General features: G+C 71.8%; 20 protein-coding genes. 14 read left to right on the plus strand and 6 right to left on the minus strand.

From position 1 onward, the window contains the following. Positions 1 to 200: 200 nt before the first annotated feature. Positions 201 to 656, minus strand: a complete 456-nt coding sequence (gene mce / locus YWW_RS0103185; RefSeq protein WP_026928958.1) for a methylmalonyl-CoA epimerase — start codon at positions 654 to 656, stop codon at positions 201 to 203. Positions 657 to 689: 33 nt separating this feature from the next. Between mce and YWW_RS0103190 the strand changes: the two genes are divergently transcribed. From YWW_RS0103190 to YWW_RS0103230, 9 genes are all read left to right on the plus strand, one after another. Next, complete coding sequence (locus YWW_RS0103190) at positions 690 to 1,847, plus strand: acetyl-CoA C-acyltransferase (RefSeq protein WP_026928959.1); 1,158 nt, start codon at positions 690 to 692, stop codon at positions 1,845 to 1,847. Next, a complete protein-coding gene (gene meaB, locus YWW_RS0103195) occupies positions 1,847 to 2,776 on the plus strand; it encodes a methylmalonyl Co-A mutase-associated GTPase MeaB (RefSeq protein WP_026928960.1) in 930 nt (309 codons plus the stop codon). The genes YWW_RS0103190 and meaB overlap by 1 nt, the downstream gene beginning before the upstream one ends. A gap of 81 nt (positions 2,777 to 2,857) precedes the next feature. Continuing rightward, a complete protein-coding gene (locus YWW_RS0103200; protein ID WP_026928961.1) occupies positions 2,858 to 5,476 on the plus strand; it encodes a valine--tRNA ligase in 2,619 nt (872 codons plus the stop codon). A gap of 61 nt (positions 5,477 to 5,537) precedes the next feature. Then, positions 5,538 to 6,875, plus strand: a complete 1,338-nt coding sequence (locus YWW_RS0103205) for a bifunctional folylpolyglutamate synthase/dihydrofolate synthase (protein ID WP_026928962.1) — start codon at positions 5,538 to 5,540, stop codon at positions 6,873 to 6,875. Next, positions 6,868 to 7,221 (plus strand): DUF4233 domain-containing protein, encoded by a 354-nt coding sequence (locus YWW_RS28070; RefSeq protein ID WP_051325324.1) that lies wholly within the window; start codon positions 6,868 to 6,870, stop codon positions 7,219 to 7,221. The genes YWW_RS0103205 and YWW_RS28070 overlap by 8 nt, the downstream gene beginning before the upstream one ends. Beyond that, positions 7,218 to 7,739 carry a GNAT family N-acetyltransferase gene (locus tag YWW_RS28075; protein WP_035704012.1) on the plus strand — a complete coding sequence of 174 codons (522 nt, stop codon included), beginning with the start codon at positions 7,218 to 7,220 and terminating at the stop codon, positions 7,737 to 7,739. Before YWW_RS28070 ends, YWW_RS28075 begins: the two co-directional genes overlap by 4 nt. Before the next feature lie 287 nt (positions 7,740 to 8,026). Then, a complete protein-coding gene (locus tag YWW_RS0103220) occupies positions 8,027 to 9,898 on the plus strand; it encodes an SCO2524 family protein (protein WP_245595348.1) in 1,872 nt (623 codons plus the stop codon). A 3-nt stretch (positions 9,899 to 9,901) separates the two neighbouring features. Then, entirely contained in the window at positions 9,902 to 10,831 is a 930-nt protein-coding gene (locus YWW_RS0103225) for an SCO2523 family variant P-loop protein (RefSeq protein ID WP_026928964.1), read from the plus strand. A 10-nt stretch (positions 10,832 to 10,841) separates the two neighbouring features. Continuing rightward, a complete protein-coding gene (locus YWW_RS0103230) occupies positions 10,842 to 11,840 on the plus strand; it encodes an SCO2522 family protein (protein ID WP_026928965.1) in 999 nt (332 codons plus the stop codon). Here the strand turns inward: YWW_RS0103230 and YWW_RS28080 are convergent. Together YWW_RS28080 and YWW_RS0103240 are read right to left on the minus strand one after the other, a co-directional pair. Then, positions 11,837 to 12,853 carry an SCO2521 family protein gene (locus tag YWW_RS28080; RefSeq protein ID WP_051325325.1) on the minus strand — a complete coding sequence of 339 codons (1,017 nt, stop codon included), beginning with the start codon at positions 12,851 to 12,853 and terminating at the stop codon, positions 11,837 to 11,839. The two genes, YWW_RS0103230 and YWW_RS28080, sit on opposite strands and share 4 nt — an antisense overlap. 46 nt (positions 12,854 to 12,899) lie before the next feature. Continuing rightward, a complete protein-coding gene (locus tag YWW_RS0103240; RefSeq protein ID WP_155829875.1) occupies positions 12,900 to 14,258 on the minus strand; it encodes a VOC family protein in 1,359 nt (452 codons plus the stop codon). A 189-nt stretch (positions 14,259 to 14,447) separates the two neighbouring features. Here YWW_RS0103240 and ndk point away from each other — a divergent pair, with 189 nt between their 5' ends. The 3 genes from ndk (at position 14,448) to YWW_RS0103255 (ending at position 16,651) form a co-directional block, all read left to right on the plus strand. Continuing rightward, positions 14,448 to 14,855, plus strand: a complete 408-nt coding sequence (gene ndk, locus YWW_RS0103245; RefSeq protein ID WP_026928967.1) for a nucleoside-diphosphate kinase — start codon at positions 14,448 to 14,450, stop codon at positions 14,853 to 14,855. Positions 14,856 to 14,891: 36 nt separating this feature from the next. After that, positions 14,892 to 15,233 (plus strand): tRNA-binding protein, encoded by a 342-nt coding sequence (locus YWW_RS0103250; protein ID WP_026928968.1) that lies wholly within the window; start codon positions 14,892 to 14,894, stop codon positions 15,231 to 15,233. Between the two features lie 455 nt (positions 15,234 to 15,688). Continuing rightward, a complete protein-coding gene (locus YWW_RS0103255) occupies positions 15,689 to 16,651 on the plus strand; it encodes a DMT family transporter (protein WP_026928969.1) in 963 nt (320 codons plus the stop codon). A gap of 342 nt (positions 16,652 to 16,993) precedes the next feature. On the opposite strand, the gene YWW_RS0103260 is transcribed toward YWW_RS0103255, so the two are convergent. The 3 genes from YWW_RS0103260 to YWW_RS0103270 all read right to left on the minus strand — a co-directional run bounded on the left by YWW_RS0103260 (position 16,994) and on the right by YWW_RS0103270 (position 19,421). Beyond that, the gene (locus YWW_RS0103260; RefSeq protein ID WP_026928970.1) at positions 16,994 to 17,821 is read right to left on the minus strand and encodes a hypothetical protein; all 828 of its coding nucleotides are present in this window, start codon (positions 17,819 to 17,821) and stop codon (positions 16,994 to 16,996) included. A gap of 42 nt (positions 17,822 to 17,863) precedes the next feature. Further along, positions 17,864 to 18,769 carry a 2-hydroxyacid dehydrogenase gene (locus tag YWW_RS0103265; protein ID WP_026928971.1) on the minus strand — a complete coding sequence of 302 codons (906 nt, stop codon included), beginning with the start codon at positions 18,767 to 18,769 and terminating at the stop codon, positions 17,864 to 17,866. Positions 18,770 to 18,842: 73 nt separating this feature from the next. Further along, on the minus strand, positions 18,843 to 19,421 hold the full coding sequence (locus YWW_RS0103270) for a dihydrofolate reductase family protein (protein WP_026928972.1): 579 nt from the start codon (positions 19,419 to 19,421) through the stop codon (positions 18,843 to 18,845). A 227-nt stretch (positions 19,422 to 19,648) separates the two neighbouring features. On the opposite strand from YWW_RS0103270, the gene YWW_RS35690 reads away from it, so the two are divergent. Together YWW_RS35690 and YWW_RS0103280 are read left to right on the plus strand one after the other, a co-directional pair. Then, on the plus strand, positions 19,649 to 19,876 hold the full coding sequence (locus tag YWW_RS35690; RefSeq protein WP_155829877.1) for a hypothetical protein: 228 nt from the start codon (positions 19,649 to 19,651) through the stop codon (positions 19,874 to 19,876). Continuing rightward, the gene (locus YWW_RS0103280) at positions 19,873 to 20,313 is read left to right on the plus strand and encodes a PIN domain-containing protein (protein WP_026928973.1); all 441 of its coding nucleotides are present in this window, start codon (positions 19,873 to 19,875) and stop codon (positions 20,311 to 20,313) included. The genes YWW_RS35690 and YWW_RS0103280 overlap by 4 nt, the downstream gene beginning before the upstream one ends. The last annotated feature ends 1 nt before the right edge of the window (position 20,314 follow it).

The following is a 20,314-nucleotide window of genomic DNA, read 5'->3' on the forward strand; positions in this document are numbered from 1 at the left end:
AATCCGTTGAAACAGCGCGGAACTCGGCCAGTGGCTCCGGCGCGGCCCGACGCCGAGGCGAAGCCCCGCCGTCGGAAACCCGACACTGCCCTCCTTGCGCCGCTTCGCGGCCGGGCCCGCGACGGCCGCGGGCGCTCCCGCCGGCACGGCCCGCGTCCGGCGCACCGGGCCGACCGCGACCCGCGGCCGAGCGCCGCCGATCAGCGCCCCGCCTCCGCCTCGGCCCCCGGAGCGGGCTCGACGAGCTCGACCAGGACCCCGCCGGCGTCCTTCGGATGCACGAAATTGATCAGGCTGCCGGCCGTCCCCGGCCGGGCCGATTCGTACAGCAGCGTCGCGCCCCTGCCGCGCAGCGCGGCCGCGGCGGCCCCGACGTCCTCGACGGTGAACGCGAGCTGCTGGAGTCCCGGGCCCCGCCTGTCCAGGAACTTCGCGATCGGCGAGTCCTCCCCGGTGGGCGCCAGCAACTGCACCTGCGCGCCGCCGTCCGGCCAGGCCACCATCACCTCGACCACGCCCTGCGCCTCGTTGACCTCCCGGTGAACGGCCTCGCCGCCCAGCGTCCCCACGTACAGGTCGATCGCCTCGTCGAGGTCCGGCACCGCCACGCCGACATGGTCGATCCGCCGCAATCCGATTCCGTCCGCAAACGTCATACCATCGAGGGTATTCGACCAACGGAGGTCCGCATGAACGACAACAGCGTCATCCTCGCCGCCGCCCGCACACCCATCGGGCGGCTGGGCGGAGCCCTGTCCGAAGTCCCCGCCACCGACCTGGCCGGGACCGCGATCAGGGCCGCGATCGAACGCGCCGGCTTGGGCGCCGATCTCGTCGACCAGGTCATCCTCGGGCACGTCCTGCCCGCCGGATGCGGCCAGAACCCGGCCCGCCAGGCCGCCGTCGCCGCGGGGCTGCCGATGCGCGTGCCGTCCCTGTCGGTCAACAAGGTGTGCTTGTCCGGCATGAGCGCCATCGGCCTGGCCGACCAGCTGCTGCGCGGCGGCGCCGCGGAGGTCGTCGTCGCCGGCGGCATGGAGTCGATGAGCCGCGCCCCGCACCTGCTGCCCGGCTCCCGCCGCGGCTTCAAATACGGCGACGCGACGCTCCTCGACCACCTCGCCCACGACGGGCTCACCGACGCCTACGACGGCATCTCCATGGGCGAGTCCACCGAGCGCCACCTGGCCGGCAAGGACATCACCCGCGCCGCCCAGGACGCCTTCGCCGCCGACAGCCACCAGCGGGCCGCCAAGGCCCTCGACCGCCTCGCCGAGGAGATCACGTCCGTCGAGACCCGACGCGGCCTGGTCGACGCCGACGAGGGCATCCGGCCCGATTCCACGCCCGAGACGCTCGGACGGCTCCGCCCGGCGTTCACCGAGAACGGCACCATCACCGCGGGCAGCGCCTCGCAGATCTCCGACGGCGCCTCGGCGCTCGTCCTCGCCCGCAAGTCCGTCGCCGAAGCCAACGGCTGGGCCTACACCGCCGAGATCCTCGGCTACGGGACCGTCGCCGGGCCCGACAACTCCCTGCTCGACCAGCCCGCGAACGCCATCGACGCGGCACTGGCGCCGCTCGGCCGCACCGTCGCCGAGCTCGACGTCGTCGAGATCAACGAGGCCTTCGCGGCCGTCGTCCTCGCCTCGGCCGCCACGCTCGGCGTCGAGCTCGAGAACGTGAACCCCGACGGCGGCGCGATCGCCCTCGGTCACCCGATCGGCGCCTCCGGGGCCCGGCTGGTCCAGAGCCTCGCCCGCCAGCTCGCCCCCGGCCGGCTCGGCGCCGCCGGACTGTGCGGCGGCGGCGGCCAAGGCGACGCGATCATCCTCAAGGGAGCCTGATGGGCGTCGCCGATCTGACGGCCGCGGCCCGCGCGGGCGACCGCCGGGCCGTGGCCCGCCTCCTCACCGCCGTCGAGAACCACTCGGACGAGGCCCCCGCGATCGCCGCCGCCCTCGCCGAAGGACGGGCCCCCGCCTCGGCCACCGTCGTCGGCGTCACCGGCTCGCCCGGTGTCGGCAAGTCCACCCTCGTCTCGGCGCTCATCGGCGCCTGGCGCGAGGCCGGGCTGCGCGTCGCCGTCCTCGCCGTCGACCCGTCCAGCCCCTTCTCGGGCGGCGCGATCCTCGGCGACCGGGTCCGCATGGCCGACCACGCCCTCGACGACGGCGTCTACATCCGCTCGGTCGCCACCCGCGGCCACCTCGGCGGCCTCACCGCCACCACCGGCGCCGCGGTGCGCCTGCTCGAAGGGCTCGGCTTCGACGTCGTCCTCGTCGAGACCGTCGGCGTCGGCCAGGCCGAAGTCGAGATCGCCGGGCTCGCCGACACGACCCTGCTGCTGCTCGCCCCCGGCATGGGCGACGGCATCCAGGCCGTCAAGGCCGGCGTCGTCGAGATCGCCGACGTCTACGTCGTCAACAAGGCCGACCGGCCCGGCGCCGACTCGGTCGTGCGCGATCTGCGAGCCATGATGTCCCTGGTCAAACGCGAACCCGGCGAGTGGCGCGAGCCGATCTGCAAGACCGTCGCCCAAGACGGCGAGGGCGTCGACGAGCTCGTCGCCGCGATCGCCAAGCACCGCGACTGGCTCTCGGGGGCCGACCGGCTCGCCGCCAAGCGCCGCGAGCGGGCCGCCGCCGAGATCCGCGCGACCGTCGACGCCGAGCTCAGACGCCGCTTCGCGGTCAGCGAGGAGCTCGCCGCCGACGTCGCCGAAGGCCGCACCGACGTCGCCTCGGCGGCCCGCGGCGTCCTCGAGAGAAGCTGAGCCGAACCCGGCGGGATTGTCGCGGGCGACACCGGCCAAACCGCGTCGACTCCCGCCGGGCGGCCTCCTTACACTTGAAGCGTGACAGACGCAGCGAAGAAGCCACCGACCCGGGAAACCCACCTGTCGAAGACGTACGCGCCCGTAGAGGTAGAGGCGCGACGCTACGAGCAGTGGGTAGCGGACGGCCGCTTCAAGGCTGCCGACGACTCCGACCGCGAGCCGTACTGCGTGGTGATCCCGCCGCCGAACGTGACCGGCCAGCTCCACTTGGGGCACGCCCTCAACCACACGATCATCGACGCGGCGGTGCGCCGCGAACGGATGAGGGGCAAGGAGGCCCTGTTCCTGCCGGGCACCGACCACGCCGGGATCTCCACCCAGAACGTCGTGGAGCGCCAGCTCGCCGACAAGGAGGGCGTCTCCCGCCACGACCTGGGCCGCGAGGTCTTCGTCGAGCGCGTGTGGGAGTGGAAGGACACCTACCACGAGCGCATCTCCTCCCAGATGAAGAAGATCGGCGACGGCGTCGACTGGTCCCGCGAGCGCTTCACGCTCGACGACGGCCTCTCCAACGCCGTGCAGACGATCTTCAAGCGCCTCTACGACGAGGGCCTCATCTACCGCGCCGAGCGCATCATCAACTGGTGCCCGCGGTGCATGACCGCCCTGTCGGACATCGAGGTGGAGCACCAGGACGACGCCGGCGAGCTCGTGTCCATGCGCTACGGCGCCGGCGAGGACTCGATCGTGGTCGCCACGACCCGCCTGGAGACGATGCTCGGCGACACCGCCGTGGCCGTCCACCCCGACGACGAGCGCTACCGGCACCTGGTCGGCACCACCGTGGAGCTGCCGTTCACCGGGCGGCGCATCCCGATCGTGGCCGACGCCCACGTCGACCCCGAGTTCGGGACCGGCGCGGTCAAGGTGACCCCGGCGCACGACCCGAACGACTTCGCGATCGGCCAGCGGCACGGCCTCGACTCGATCCTCATCATGGACGAGCGCGGCGTCATCACCGCGCACGGCCCGTTCGAGGGGCTCGACCGCTTCGAGGCCCGCTCGGCGATCGCCGCCGCGCTGCGCGCCGAGGGCCGCATCGTCGCGGAGCAGCGCCCCTACATGCACGCCGTCGGCCACTGCGACCGCTGCGACACCGTCGTGGAGCCGCGCCTGTCGAAGCAGTGGTTCCTCAAGGTCGAGCGGCTCGCCAAGGCCGCCGGGGACGCCGTCCGGAACGGCGAGACGAAGATCTACCCGCCGGAGATGGAGAAGCGCTACTTCTCGTGGGTCGACAACCTCCTCGACTGGTGCATCTCACGCCAGCTGTGGTGGGGCCACCGCATCCCGATCTGGTACGGCCCGAACGGCGAAGAGCTGTGCGTCGGCCCCGGCGAGGAGGCCCCCGAAGGCTACACGCAGGACCCGGACGTGCTCGACACGTGGTTCTCCTCGGGCCTGTGGCCGTTCTCGACGCTCGGCTGGCCGGACGAGACGCCCGCGCTGGAGAAGTTCTATCCGACCGCGACGCTCATCACCGCCTACGACATCATCATGTTCTGGGTGGTGCGGATGATGATGTTCGGGACCTTCGCCATGGGGCGGGCCCCGTTCAAGGAGGTCTACCTGCACGGCCTCATCCGCGACAAGCACGGCAAGAAGATGTCGAAGTCCTCGGGCAACGGCATCGACCCGCTGGAGGTCGTCGACACCTACGGCGCGGACGCGCTGCGGTTCATGCTCGCCCGCGACGCCCAGCCCGGCAGCGACAACACCGCCTCGATCGAGCTCGCCGAGATCAGCCGGAACTTCTGCAACAAGCTGTGGAACGGGACCCGCTTCGCGCTCATGAGCGGCGCCACCGTCGACGGCGGGCTGCCGAGCGAGCCGTCGCTGATCGACCGGTGGATCCTCTCGCGCCTGTCGCGCACCGTCGAAGCCGTGGACGCCTTCCTCGACGACTACGAATACGCCAAGGCCATGGACGCGCTCTACCACTTCGCGTGGGACGACGTCTTCGACTGGTACCTCGAGCTCACCAAACCGGTCCTCGCCGAAGGCGGGGCGGCCGCCGACGGGACCCGCCGTGTCCTCGGGCACGTCTTCGACCAGCTGCTGCGCCTGCTGCACCCGGTGATCCCGTTCATCACCGAAGAGCTGTGGCTGGAGCTGACCGGCGGCGAAGAGCGGGGCGAATCGCTCACCGTCGCAGCCTGGCCGAGACCCGCCGGAGGCGACGACGAGGCCGAGCGCCTCGTGGCCGCCCTCCAGCACCTCGTGGTCGAGGTCCGCCGCTTCCGCGACGGCCAGGGCGTCAAGCCCAGCCAGGCCGTGGCCGCGAGCCTGACCGGCCTGGACGCGGCCGGACTGGCCGACCAGGAGCCGCTCATCCGGTCGCTGGTCCGCCTCGACGCGCCCGCCGAGGGCTTCGAGCCGACCGCCGAGCTCGCCGTCTCCGACCAGGTCTCGGTCGCGCTCGACACCTCCGGCGCGATCGACGTCGCCGCCGAGCGGGCCCGCCTCACCAAGGCCCTCAAGGCCGCCGAGAAGGAACTCGACGGGACGACCGGGAAGCTCGGCAACGAGGCGTTCCTCGCGAAGGCGCCCGACGCCGTGGTCGACAAGATCCGCGCCCGCAAGGCCACCGCCGAGGCCGACATCGCGCGCGTCACCGCGCAGCTCGAGCGGCTCGCGTGACAGCAGACAGTGCGGGCGGACGCCGCGCGGCGCCCGCCCCACACCATAGGGGGACAACACGTTGAACGCCGAACTGGCGCAGGTCGAGGCCGCGCTCGAAGCCCGCGGCTTCTCCCGCTGGGACTTCACGCTCGACCGCATCAAGGCACTGCTCGACCTCATGGGCGACCCGCAGCGCGCCTTCAGGTCCGTGCACATCACCGGCACCAACGGCAAGACCTCGACCACCCGGATGATCGAGCGGCTGATCCGCGGGCACGACCTGCGCACCGGCATGTTCACCTCGCCGCACCTGAACGACGTCACCGAGCGGATCTGCATCGACGGCGAACCCATCGCCCCCGACCGGCTCGCCGCCGTCTACTACGAGGTCGCGCCGCTGGCCGAGCTCGTCGACGGCCGCTCCGAGGAGTCCCTGACCTATTTCGAGATGACCGTCGCGCTCGCCATGGGGGCGTTCGCCGACACGCCGATCGACGTCGGCGTCGTCGAGGTCGGCCTCGGCGGCGAGACCGACTCGACGAACATCCTCGGCGCCGAGGTCGCCGTCATCAGCCCCATCGCGATCGACCACACCAAATGGCTCGGGAACACCATCGCCGAGATCGCGACCATGAAGGCCGGGATCGTCCACGAAGGATCGACGCTCGTGACCTCGACGCAGGAGCGCTCGGCCATGGAGCCGCTGCTGCGCCGCGCCAAAGCGGTCGGCGCGAACCTCGTCGCCGAAGGCCGCGGCTTCGCGGTGACCGCCCGCGAGGTCGCCGTCGGCGGCCAGCTGATCACCGTCGAGACCAGGGCCGCCCGCTACGAGGACCTCTTCCTGCCCCTCCACGGCGAATACCAGGCCCACAACGCCGCGCTCGCGCTCGCCGCCGTCGAGGTCCTCCTCGGCGCGGGCGAACCGAAGGCCCTCGACGCGGGGATCGTCGGCGAGGCATTCGCCGACTTCACCTCGCCCGGGCGGCTCGAAGTCGTGCGCACCGCCCCGACCGTCGTCCTCGACGCCGCCCACAACCCGGCCGGCATGGAGGCTATGGTGAAGGCCGTCGAGGAGTCGTTCAACTTCCGCAAACTCGTCGCCGTCGTCGGCATGCTCACCGACAAGGAGACCGACCACATGCTCGAACTCCTCGAACCGGCCGTCGACGAGATCGTCGTCACCAGGTCGAGCTCCGACCGGGCCATGCCGGCGGCGACGCTCGCGAAGCTCGCCGCGGAGGTCTTCGGCGAGGAGCGCGTCGTCGTCGCGCCCCACGTGGCCGACGCGATCGCGCGCGGCATCGAACTGGCCGAAGAGGCCGAGGACGTCTACGAGAGCGGCGGCGGCGTCCTCATCACCGGCTCGGTGTTCACCGTCGCCGACGCCAGGCGACTGCTGGTGGGCCGCCGTGGCTGAGCAGAGCGGACTGAAAGACCCGCAGCGGGCCGCGCGCGGCCTCGCCGCGATGGCGCTCGCCTTCGAGGCGCTGGCGCTGCTGCTCGCGATCGTCCCGATGTGGATCCTCCTCGACGACGCGACCGTCGCGACCACGGCGATCCTCGTCCTGACCGCCGCCTGCGTCGTGCTGGCCGGGATGGCCGGGCGCCCGTGGGTGTGGCCCGCCGGGGCCGTCGTCCAGGCCGCCCTGATCGCCTGCTGGGCGATCCACTGGGCGCTCGGCGTGGCGGGCCTCGTGTTCGCCTCCGTGTGGCTCTACTGCTGGTACGTCAAGACGCAGCTCGGGAAGCCCCCGAAGCGATGAGCGTCCGACTGCGGACCGAACGGCTGGTCCTGCGGCCCTTCACCGAGGCCGACGCCGAACCGTGCGCCGAGATCAACGCCGACCCCGAGGTCATGCGCTACATCGGCGACGGGCGGCCCCGCACGGCCGCCCAGACCCGCGAGGGCGTCGCGAAGGCCGTGCGCCGCTGGGAGGAGCACGGCTGGGGCACGCTCGCCGTCACCGTCGCCTCGACCGGCGAGTTCGTCGGCCTCGCCGCGCTGGCCGTGCCCGAGTTCCTGCCGGAGATCCTGCCCGCCGTCGAGGTGGGCTGGCGCATCGGACGCCGCCACTGGGGGCGGGGCTACGCGCCCGAGGCGGCCCGCGAGGCGATCCGCTTCGCGTTCGAGGACCACGGCATGGACCGGCTCGTCTCGTGCATCCACCGCGACAACGCCGCCTCGGTCCGCGTCGCCGAGAAGCTCGGCATGACCCTCGAACGCGAGACGACGGTGCCCGGCCTCGAGGTGCCCTGCCTCGTCTACGAACTGCGGCCCTGAACCGGCCCGCGGCTCCCCGACGAGTCCGAGACCGGCCTGTCGGCCGAGGAGCGGACCGACCTCCAGTACGCGCCGCGGCGCGGTCTCGCGATCGTGAACGCGAAGCCGTGACCCGTGCGGAGCGCCCGCGAGCGAGGACCGTCACCGACTCCCGGCGTCTTTCCCTGTCGGGTAAGCGACAAACTTCGTTCCGTGAGACCTCTTGTGCGGCTTGTGATATTGGCGGACTGGTGTAATAGTGAACGAGTCCGAACAGACCAGAACGCATCGGTGGTGGCCCTGTGAAGATGCAGCCTCGGCAGCAACTGCTCGACATCTGGCGTGCCCAGGTGGCCTACTGCCTGCGGCCGGTGACCGAAGAGGACGGCCGCCACCACAAGTACTGGCACTGGGGCGGCCGCAACGAATCCGACGCCGTCGGCGACGCCCAGCAGCTGCTCTGCCTGCTCTACCCCGCCCAGGAGCTGCCCGAACTCAACTACGCCGACCCCGACGCCACCAGCGACGCCGTCCTCGACGCGCTCGGCGGCCTCGGCGACGCCGTCGAGATCCCCAGCCTGGTCATGCGGATCATCAAGGACTACATGGTCAAGCACTCCGACGAGGAGGGCGTCCCCAACTACTCCGGCGGCTCCAACATGCACCGCCTCGACCGCTCCCGCGAGGCCAGCGCCGCCCAGCGCGACGTCGACGTCACCGAAGGCTTCGCGCTCGCCATCCCCCTGTGCCTGTCGGCCCTGTCCTTCCTCATGGACTTCTCCGCCACAGTGGACAGGATCGGGCGGCTCGACCTCATCAAGGAACGCGACGACACCGAGGCGATGGTCCGCCGCCGCCTCGTCGGCGCGCTCACCGGCCTGCTCCGCTCCTTCGCCGTCTCCGCCTTCGACGCCGACGACGACGCCGGCCGCCGGCTCATCGAGCTCATCAACGTCGACGGCCAGCCCGTCAAGCGCATCATCCGCCGCTTCCGCGAGCAGACCAGCGGCATCATCGCCACCCTCAAGGACATCACCGTCGGCTCCGGCGGCACCGCCGGCGTCGAGGCCCCCACCAAGCTGTTCGAGATCGGCTGGTCCTGGTCCATCGTCGAGAAGGCCCCCGAGATCGACATCGTCGCCGACCGCGCCGCCCAGCGCCCCGGCCGCGCCCAGGACGCCCCCTACCTCTACTTCACCGTCGTCGCGATCGAGGCGATCACCACCCTGTTCTCGCCGCGCGTCCTGCGCCGCAACCTGCTCTCCGACGAAGAGCAGCAACTCGTCCAGTCCCTCCAGCTGCGCCTGGACATCACCCGCCGCTACTGGGCCACCATCGCCTCCTTCGGCGGCGGCTCCAAATGGCCGCTCGAGGACGTCCCCTGGCGTACCACCGACGGCCTCGAATACGACTACTACAGCCTCCTCGTCTGCGCCGTCGCCTCCGAACGCTTCGGCGCCTCCCGCGGCGGCGACGACGATCTCGTCCGCCTCGGGGAGGTCCTCGTCGAACTGGCCAACCGCGGGCGCATCACCCGCCGCGCCCTCACCGGCGACCGCTCCCTCCAGATGCACTTCCCCGGCGTCCCCTCCGAGCTGACCGGCATCGAGAAGCTCGACGGCCCGCCCATGGTGTGGCACATGGTCGACTACGCGCCCCTGCTGCTCAAGCGCCTCATCCACGCCGCGAGCCTGCTCAACACCATCGACGCCCGCGCCGAACTGCTCGACGTGGCCGACCAGGTCTGGTCCCACCTGGAGCGCAGGCGCATCCGCAGCGGCCCGGCCGCCAAGCTCTGGGACCAGCCCGGCCAGGTCTACGAGGAGATCGAGGCCACCTTCACCGATCCGTCCTGGCACTTCACCATCCGCATCGTCGAGTCGATGGTCCTCGCCGCCCGCTTCGCCGGCTCCGAACCGGCCCGCTCCCGCGAACTGGAGTCCCTCGCCGAGCAGCTCCTGGTCGAAGCCGAGCACGTCTACGACCAAGAGCTCCTGCGCGGCTCGGGCACCGCCGGCCCCTCGCTCGCCCAGGAGATCCAGGCGGTCGGCACCACCATCCGCCACGCCAAGGACATCGTCGACGAGCGGCCCGGCACCGCCTTCGCGCTCGGCATCCGCGCCCTGATCGACCTCGACCGGCTCATCGCGGCCGGCCGCGACGCCGAGACGGGGGAGTGACCGATGCTCCTGTTCGCCACCTCCGACAAAGGAGGCACCGGCCGCTCGGTCACCTCCAGCAACCTGGCCTACCGACGCGCCATCCAAGGCGGCAACGTGTGCTATGTGGACTTCGACTTCGGTTCCCCCACGGCCGGAGCGATCTTCAGCATCGACGAGCTCAAGCACGGCACCGTCGGCGCCGGCGTCCACGACTACCTCCAAGGCCACGCCTCCGAGCCCGAACGGCACTCGGTGTGGGACGAGACCGACCGCGAAGAGCTGCGCGTCCGCCCCGACGGCGCTGGCGAGCTCGTGCTCTACCCCGGCGACTCCGACGGCGGCGAGTTCCCCGGCGACAACCACACCATCGACCGCTGCGTCGACCTGTTCCTGCGGCTCGAATCCGAGTTCGACCTCGTCATCGTCGACCTCAGCGCCGGACGCTCCCACGCCACCGAGATCGTCATGGCCGCCACCTCCAAAGCCGAGCTCGCCACCGTCCCGTGGCGCTGGATCGTCTTCCACCGCTGGACCAAGCAGCATGTGCTCGCCGCGCACAGCCTCGTCCACGGCGAACGCGGCCTGCTCGACACCGGCGCCTCCTGGCGCCACCACCACGCCCGCCTGATGTCGTCGATCCGCTTCGTGCGCACCGCCGTGGTCAACCCCGACGGCTCCGAACTCGCCGGCCTCAAACCCACCCAGGTCCGCTGGCTGCGCCGCATCGACGCCGATCTGCACCAGATGGCCGCCACCCTGCGCGTCGGCCGCATGAACCTGCTCGGCTCGGTCCCCCTCGACCCGGTCCTCCAGTGGCGCGAGCAGATCATCACCGACGCCGACACCGCCACCCTCGACATCGCCAACCAGCGCACCGTGGACGCGTTCAACGAACTCGCCAAGCGCTCCAGCGAGGAGTCGTTCATCCCCGTGTTCGATCCGGCCACGTGAGGAGCCCGCGATGAGCTACAGCGAGACCAGCGCCAAGCAGCACACCGAGGGCTTCGGCATGTCCCACCTCTCGATCGAGGTCGGCCACCTTTACGCCGACGACCTCGCCGCCCGCCCCGACGCGCTCCGCTCCGAGATGGCCTCGGCCGCCGCCTGGGTCCACGGCACCACCGAGGCGCTCCAGAAGCGCCTGGGCGGGCGCCGCCCCCGCGTCTCCACCTGCTACCTCGTCGACGACTACTTCCACGCCGACCTGCCCTCCCCCGAGAAGCTCATCACCACGCTCTCGGAGGCCGCCGACGAGGCGGGCCTGCGCATCGACTACCTCGCCCGCGAATCGGGCTGCGCCCGCATGGACGGCCTCGACCTCGCCGCGCTCGTCGCCGGCCGGATCGTGTTCGAGCCGCCCCCCGGCGCCGACGGCGCCCGCCCGCCCGTGTCGCGCTCGGGCTGGCTGTGCAACGGCGTCCCCACCCCGCAGCGCCCCCGCGTGGCCATGAGCGAACCGGACACGTGGCGCCCGCCGAGCCAGAACTCGGCCAGGGAGCACTCGATCTTCCTCGACGTCGAGCTGTGGAACGACACCGACCACGGCCGGCGCTGGTCGTGCCCGATGCTCGCGGCCGTGTGGCAGCTGATCCGCCTCGGCGTCCTCCGCAACCAGGGCAAGCGAATCGGAGTGCCGGTCCCCGCCGAGCAGGTCGTCCCCGCCGAACGCGGCCACGACCCGGCCCGGCCCGCCGAGGGCCGCTTCCCCGAGGAGTGGGCCGCGATGCCGCCGATCCTCCAGCTCAACCCGAAGGCCTCCCCCTTCCCCGCCTACCGGACCGTGTCGGTCCTCTCCGGAGACTTCCTGGAAGTCGAGCACGCCGTGCGCGTCATCTGCTCGTGCGTCCGCCCCGACCCGGGCGCGTTCGAGGCGATCACCAAGGCCGCCGCGCGTGAACGCGTCGAACTGCCGCCCGAACTGGTGGACCGGCTCAGCTACATCTTCCAGGGGCCGTTCTAGAGCCGGTCGTCGCCGCGCTGGAGCAGCTGCGGGTTCTGCTCGATGATCGTCAGGACCTTGTCGGCCAGGTCGGCCGAACCGTAGTCGATCTGCGCCCGCACCCGCCCCGACATGGTGTTCCACTGCCGCGTCAGCCCCGGCCGCCGCTCCAGCGTGTCCCACATGAACTGGAGGTCCCGCGTGGTCCTGGCCCCCGGCGACCACAGGTGCATCAGGTGGTCGACGACGGGCCGGAGCATCCGCAGCGTGTGGCGCCTGTCCTCGCCGATCTTCGCGAGCGCGATCCGCGCCGTCACGGCCGTCAGCAGCCAGTCGTGCACGGCCAGGTCCTCCGCGGCCGAGGCGATCCGCTCGGGCTCGACGGCGCCGGCGACGATGCTCAGCCGCCGCCGGTCGGTCCCGACCAGACGGAACGCCACCGCCGCCTTCGCACCCGGGTCGGCGATGGCCGCCCAGCGCAGCCGTGTCGACCCGGTCTTGATCGGCGGCCGCTGGTCGAGCCCGGGCCGCGAGAGGACGTCGCGGATCGAGTGCCTGGCGATCGCGGCGGTGTCGAGCAGCCCGGCGCGGTGCTTCCGCGCGTCGGCGTGGAGGAAGCCCTCGGCCAGCCGCCCGGCCTCCAGGTTCCCGATCGGGTGGACGGTGCCGGGCCGGGCCAGATAGTACGACCAGGGCATCCGCCGGGGCCGGTCCTGCGGCGCCACCGCCGTCCACGCCGAGCCCTGGAGCAGGTGCCCGCCGGTGAGGACCGCCCGCGAGCACACCGTCCCGACCGCTCTGACCGAGCCGTTGTCGCCGTCGGCGTCCGAATGCCTGTTGCCGGGCTTGGGCCCCAACGGGAGACGGCAGTCGATGCCGTGCAGCAGCGTCGGCGAGGCGGTGTGCGGCACGGGCCTGGTCCACTGGGTGACGCTCTCGCCGACGGCCAGCGCGAGCGCCGCCCGCGCCTCCTCGGGAGTGAGCGGACGCGAGTGGGGCAGCAGCGCGGTGTGGATCTCGCCGACGATGAGCATGGTCACTCCGGTCAAGGATGGCGGCGGGAGACGAGTGGGCGCACCATCAACGCTCCCGGTGTTCGGTGATGGCCAGGCCGTGGCCGTCGGGGTCTCTGAACGAGGCGGCGCGCAGCTCGTAGTTCTGCCCCAGCAGCGCGGTGCGCGGCAGGTGCAGGAACTCGACACCGGCGTCGTTCATCTGCGCGAACGTGGCGTCGAGGTCGCCGACCTCGAAGGTCAGGTGCATGATGCCGGTCTCGCCGGGCGGCGCGTCGGGCCGCTCCCACAGCAGGATCTTCCCGAACCCGGCCTCCAGGACGGCCGCCTCGTCGGTGCGGTCGACGATGTGCAGCCCCAGGGCGTCGGTGTAGAACTCGACCGACCGCTGCAGGTCGGCGACGACGAGGGTGGCGGCGACGTCGGTGACGTCCGTCTCGTCCAGGCCCTGGTCGGAGAGCAGCAGTTCGCTGATGTTGTCGGGGAGCGTGTGCTTCTCGGGGGAGGTGCGCTGCCGCGGCGGCATCGCGGTCTCGGCCTTCGGCGCGGGCGGCTCGCTCACCGCCGTGGCGGTCGCCGCCGGAGGACTCGGCGCCGGCTCGGGCTCCGGTTCGCTCGGGGCCGGAGTCGCCGTCGGTTCGGGTGCGGGGGCCTGCGGTTCCGAGACGGCCGCCTGCGGCTCGGGAGCGGGCGGCGGCTCGGGCGCCCGGGCGGGATCAGGGGCCGGCCGAGGCTCCTCGAACAGATCGTTCAACGCCTCCATCGTGGACGAACCGGGGTCCTCGGCGGGCTTCGGCTTCGGCGGGTCGTCCTCGACGATGAGGTCCTCCAGCCGGTGCTCGCCGATGAGCGGCGGTGCCGGGACCGGGCGCGGGAAGCGCCGCGCCGAATGCTCGACGGTGATGAACGCGATGCAGCCCGCCAGGCACAGGAACGCCAGCACGCCGACGCCGATGCTCTGCGCCCCGAGGGCCATGGACGCGAAGAAGGCGGAGAGGATCAGTAAAGTGATCGCACCGACCGCGTGCGAGGTGCGCCAGCGCATCCGCCGGTCGCCGTTGAGGACCGTCCCGATCGCCTCGCCGCCCGCGGAGTGGTGCTGCGTCGAGTGGAGCCGGTTCATCGCCGCCTGGTTGATCGCCCACCACCGGGCTTCGCGTTCGCGGCGTTGCTGGTCGAGCATGACGCGCTGCTGGCGGAGCTGCTCGGCGTTCGCGGGCCTGCCGACCGGCTGCCTGCCCCGCGCGGCGCCCTTCGGCGGCGGCGCGACCTTCCGCGCCGTCCCGGCCCGCGATTTGGCGCCGCCCTTCGCCCCGCCCTTGGCGCCGCTTTTCGCACCGCCTTTGGCGCCGCCTCTCGACGCACCCCTACCGCCGCCTTTCGACGCGGCTTTGGGAGCGGGGCGGGGCGGTTGTCTCGCAGGCATCGCCGACACCTCATCCACGACTGGGAAACCGGGTTTCACCGTGAATGCTACGTGCCCGAGGCGAAGCGCACAACATCGCTTAGGATGACCCCCACGGCGCCACCGGCGCGCCCGCGCCCGCGCACCTGCGGCGACGCCTCCGGCGCCGTGTATTCCGACCGCAATCCGACAGAACCCGAAGGAGCGACCGTGGCCGAACAGCGCACGCTCGTGTTGATCAAACCCGACGCCGTCGAGCGCGGACTCATCGGCGAGGTCCTCGCCCGGCTGGAGCGCAAAGGGCTCCGCGTCGAGCGGATGGAGCTGCGCACCATGGACACCGAGCTGTCCGACGCGCACTACGCCGAGCACGTCGGCCGCCCCTACTACGAAGAGCTCAAGGGCTTCATGACCTCCGGGCCGCTGGTCGCCCTCATCGCCGCCGGCGACGAGGCGATCCCGGTGGTCCGCGCGCTCGCGGGCGCCACCGACGGCCGCAAGGCCGAGGCGGGGACGATCCGCGGCGACTTCTCGCTGTCCCACCAGCGCAACCTCATTCACGCCTCGGACTCCGAGGACTCGGCCAAGCGCGAGATCGACCTCTGGTTCGGCGCCTGACCGCGGCCGGTGCGGCGGCGCCGGTATCGTGAGGCGATGGCCGAGCAGACCACGCCCGAGGACTTCTTCCGCACCGACATCCGCACCGGCCGCGTCACGCGCGCCGAGGTCTTCGCGAAGGCCCGCAAGCCCGCCTACAAGCTGTGGATCGACTTCGGGGAGCTGGGCGTCAAGCGGTCCAGCGCCCAGATCACCGCCCGCTACGGCGCGGAGGAGCTGGTGGGCCGCACCGTCGTCGCCGTCGTCAACTTCCCGCCCCGCCAGATCGCCGACTTCATGTCCGAGGTGCTCGTCCTCGGCGTCCCCGTCCCGGGCACCGACGAGGTCGTGCTCCTCGAACCCGAGGCCGAGGTCCCGGTCGGCGCGCGGATCTCCTGACTCACAGGACAGGCTCTGATACCGCCGCGGCACTCGGCGTTACCAGGTGTGAGGCTGGTTCGTTCCATGTTCATGGAGAAGGTGAAGCTGGTTCGCTGAGTGCGGAGTTCGAGGCTCTGACGGGCCGGAGCGGTCCGCGGTTCGCGCGCTCGGAACCGGGTGCGTGATTGCACCGAACCCCCGACCACTCCGGTCCGTCTGCACACTTGAAACCAGTTCGGTTCAGCTGGGGCGGCGGTGGCGTGGTCGGGCAGGGAGGTCCGCCGGACGCAGTTGGCGTTCGAGCGGCCGCGGCCGTATCGTGGAAGCCATGTGTTCTCGCGGTCTGCTCCCCCCGCCCGCCGTCTAAGGCGGGCCTCGAATCCTTGCCGACGCACCGGGCCGGGCCCGGTGCGCGTTGGTGTTGCGCCCGCAGACGAAGGCCGTCGTCCGCTTCGCTCTTCAGGGAACGCAACTTGCAGACCACCATCGAAACCACGGCGCGTCCGCGCGCCGATCAGCGGGCCGCCGCACGTCGCGGCCTGCTCTTCCTCACCATCACCGGCCTCTCCTGGGGCACCACCGGCGCGGTCTCCGACCTCGTCTACAGCTCCAGCGACATGGGGCCCATCGCTCTGTCGTTCTGGCGCCATCTCGGGGGCATGGTCCTGCTCCTGGCCGTCATCGGCGTGCTGCGCGGGCGGAACGGAGGAGTCGCCCGGGCCCACCGGGGCGGGCGCTCCCGCGCAGTGGCCCTGTGCGGTCTCGGAGTCGCCATGGCGGTTTTCCAGACCGCCTATTTCATCGCCGTCGATCTCACCGGTGTCGCGGTGGCCACCATCGTCACGCTCGGCTCTGGTCCGATCCTGACCGCGATCGGCGGTCGGATCTTCCTGAAAGAGCGGATCAGCCTGAGCGGGGTCACGGCCGTCGCGGGAGCCCTGATGGGCCTGGCCGTCCTGGTCGGGGGCAACGGCGAGGGCGTCGTCGAACCCGCCGGGGTCGCGATCTCGATCCTGTCTGCGGCCGGCTACGCCGCATTCACGCTGATCGGCCGCAGGCTCGGGGAGCGGGGCGAGGGCCCGTTCATGCTGACAGTGTGGGCCTTCGGCATCGGCGCGGCAGCGCTCGTGCTACCGGCGGCCCTCGAAGGGCTCGTTCCACCTGTAGGCCAGCTCGCGCACACCGCGGCGCTGGTCGGGTACCTCGCGGTGTTCACCACTGCGCTCGCCTATCCGTTCTACTTCGCGGGGGCGGCCCGTGTGCGGGCGACTACCTCGTCGGTGATGATGCTGCTGGAGCCGGCGACGGCTGCAGCGCTCGCGGTGACGTTCCTGGGGGAGCCACTGACCGTGGCGACGGCTGCCGGAGCGCTGATCATGCTGGGGTCGATGGCGGCTTTGGCAGTAGCCGAGTCGCGCGTCCAACGGGAGGCCTGACCGGCGCCGTGGGCTGGACGGCGCTGCTTGAGCACGGCTGACGCCCTGCGTGATGACGCTCGTCGCGATACAGGCGTCGGAATCGGCGGGGCTGCGCATCCCGAGCCGTGCTCAAGTCGGCGTCTTCGATCGACCGAATCCGCCGGAGTTCCGATCGCATGCGCGAGCTGCGCCCGACAACGATCCCGCGACGTGGTCGCGCACCCGGCCCCGTGGTCCCGACCTCGCGAACCTGGGACCGATCCGGCCCGTCAGATCCTCGAACCCCGCACTCCAGTGAGCTCTTCCATGACCAGAGAACGAACCAGCCCCACCACCGGTAACGCCAAGCGCTGAGCAGCGCTAAGGCAGATACGTGTTGTGCTGGAACGTCGTCCGCATGAGCGCGTCGACTGCCCCGGCGTAGTTCGCCGTGCCCGATTCGGGCACCGCCGCCACCCCCAGGAAGATCCCGTCCTCGCCGGGGTCGACCAGGAGCAGCGCGACGTCCTCGTACGTGTCGGGCGAGGAGTCGAGCGTGTCCCACGTGACGCGCGTCTCCAGCAGCACGGCCGGGTGGGAGTCGACGCGGGTCTCGGTCAGGACCGGCTCGGACCGCTCCAGTCCCGTCGTGCCGCTGTAGGGATAGTCGAACACCCACGTGTCGACGATCTCGACGGCGGTCTGGCGCAGGTTCTCCGGGTCGGCCACGAGCCCGAACTCCCCGAGCCGCCCCACCATGAGGTACGAGATCCACGTCGCCGTGTGCTGGATCTCCATCGCGTGGGCGTCCTCGGCGAGGAGCTCGTCGGCGCCCGGCCCGGCGTACTCGACCCACGGCTGCCCCGGCGCGGGCGTGAGCGCCCCGAGCGAGGCCACCCCGAGGTAGCCCTCGGGGATCTCCATCGCCTGCGGGCTGGGGCTCGTGCCCTGCTCGGGCCCGCAGCCGACGCATTCCTCGCCGCCCGGTCCCTCCGGTGAGCCGCCGTCGCCGCCGAGGACGGCGACCAGCCCGGTGACGGCCAGGGCCAGGACCGCGACGACGGCGATGACGATCAGCCCGGCCCGTCCGCCGCCGCCCGGGGCGGCCTCGGCGGGCGCCTCCGGTTCGGGCGCGACGGTCTGCGGCGCATGCCACTCCCACTGCCGGTCGCGCCCGGTGTCGGGCGGCGGGTCGGAGGGGGCGCTCATGTCCTCGATGGTAGCGGCGGCGTGCCCGCGCGTGCCCGACCGCTAATAGCCGTGTTCGACGACGTTCGCGAGCGGCTCACCGGCCGCCAGACGGCGGATCTGCTCGCCGACGGGCGGGTAGCACCGCTCCAGGAGGCCCTCGACCGCGCCGCCGGCGTGCGGGGTGATGAGCGCGCCCTCCAGGCCCCACAGCGGATGGTCGGCGGGCAGCGGCTCGGGCTCGGTGACGTCGAGCGCGCAGCGCAGCCGCCCGGCGGCGACCTCGGCGGTGAGGGCGCCGGTGTCGACGATCTTGCCGCGGGCGGCGTTGACCAGCAGCGCCCCGTCCTTCATGCGGGAGAGGAAGTCGGCGTCCACCAGGCCCTCGGTCTCGGGCGTGAGCGGCACGATGACGACCACGACGTCGGCCGCCGGGAGCAGCTCGGGCAGGTCGGCGACGGTGCCGACGCCGGGCCGGGCGGTGCGGGCGATCCTGGTGATGTCCATGCCGCAGGCCTCGAGGCGGCGCGCGACGGCCTCGCCGATCGAGCCGGCGCCGACGATGAGCGCCGTCCCGCCCCACAGCGTCCCGCTCGTCCGGGGCGCCCATTCGTGTTCGCTCTGCTTGCGCGCGAAGAAGTCCAGGTGGCGCACCGACGCCAGGGCCGCGGCGGCGGCCCATTCGGCGGTGGACTCGGTGTGGGCGCCGCGGTTGTCGCACAGCGCCACGCCGTCCGGCACGTGCGGCACCCACACTTCGGCGCCGGCGCTGAGCAGCTGCACGACCCGCAGCGCGGGCATGGAACCGACCATGTCGACCGGGTCGTTCCGGAGTGACGGCGGCACCCAGAACTCGACGTCGGCCGGGTCGGACGGGGGCTCGCCGCCGTCGAAGACCTCGACGGTCACGGTCTCGGGCAGCTCGCCGAGCAGCGGCCGGGCCTCGGCGTGGGGAATCCAGACTTTCACGCGGCCATCGTAAGGACGGCCCGGCGCGGGCCGGTGCACGGCCCGCGCCGCGGTGACCGGGACGGCCCCGGCCTCAGGCCGGTTTCACCCGGTACCTGAGCACCGCGAACTGGCCCACGGCCTTGGCCTCGAGCAGCTCGAGCCGGTCGGAGAGGATCCGCCGCGGCAGGAGCGGCGCGCCGCCGCCGAGGAACACCGGCGCCGGACTGATCTCGATCTCGTCGAGGAGTCCGGCGTCGAAGAACTGCCCGACGAGCTCGCCGCCGCCGACGATCCAGCGGTGCTTCTCTCCGGCGACTGCCGCCATCTCGGCGTGGACGGCCGCGACGTCACCGGAGACGAAGCGGATGTCGGCGCCGGGCACGGCCGGCAGCTCGCGGTGCGTGAACACCCACGCGGGCTGCTCGTACTCCCACTTGTCCGGGTGCTCCAGCAGATGCTCGTGGTCGAGGATCCACTGGTAGGTGGTGGCGCCCATGCAGATCGCACCGACGCCGGCCAGGAACTGGGCGAAGCCGCCCAGCGGCCCCTCCTCGGCGGCCGGGTCCTCGGGGTGGCCGCCTTCGACGCCGAAGAGCCATTCGAGTGAGTTGTCGGCGTCGGCGATGAATCCGTCGACGCTCGTCGCGGTGTTGTAGATCGTTTTGGCCATCCCTCGAGCCAACCACAGGGCACCGACAACCGCGACCGGACGGCGCGGGCGGTCGCCTCGATGCCCCGCACGCCGAGGTCTTCAGACAGTTCGCCGCCGCGAAGGACCGCGGCGACTGGGCCGAATGGGCCCAGACCGCCCCGCCCGGCGAGTGACCGCTTCGGAATCCGTTCCGCCGAACTTCCTGTCGCCACTGCTGAAGGTGGCTATACGTGTACAATATGTTTATGCGTCAGACAGCTGTTTACCTGCGGAAAGACCAGCACGCCGCCTTGAAGCAGATGGCGGCTCGGCTCGGCCGCAGCGAGGCGGACCTGCTCCGTGAAGGCGTGGACCTGGTCCTCGCTCAACACGGGCCGCCGCTCGGCTCCTGCGAGATGCCGAGCGCCAGTGCCGGACGGCGGCTCGCCGACCGCACCGATGAACTCCTGGACGGCTTCGGAACCGACCGTTGATCCTCATCGCCGACACTTCAGGCCTACTGGCGACGGTCAACACCGACGAACCCGAATACGAACCGTGCCGCAAGGCGATCGCGCAATGCAGCCATCTAGTGGTCTCCCCGCTCGTTCTCGCCGAACTCGACTACCTGGTGGCGGGCCATCTCGGTGAGGACACGGCGATGGCGGTGGCAGACCACATCGCGGCAAAGGCAGGCGAAGGCGCCTATTCGGTCCCGACGATCGACCACGATCTCATCGCCGCGACACGGCCGATGCGAGCGCAATACCGCTCGTTCGCAATCGGACTGACCGATGCCGTCAACGTCGTTCTGGCCGCCCGCTACTCGACGACGGACGTCTTGACCCTCGACCGACGCCATTTCCGTTCGATCGCACCGATCTCCGGACCCGAGCGGGCGTTCCGGCTCCTCCCCGACGATCTCGAATAGC

This window comes from Glycomyces tenuis DSM 44171 (assembly GCF_000427885.1).
Lineage (GTDB): Bacteria > Actinomycetota > Actinomycetes > Mycobacteriales > Micromonosporaceae > Glycomyces > Glycomyces tenuis.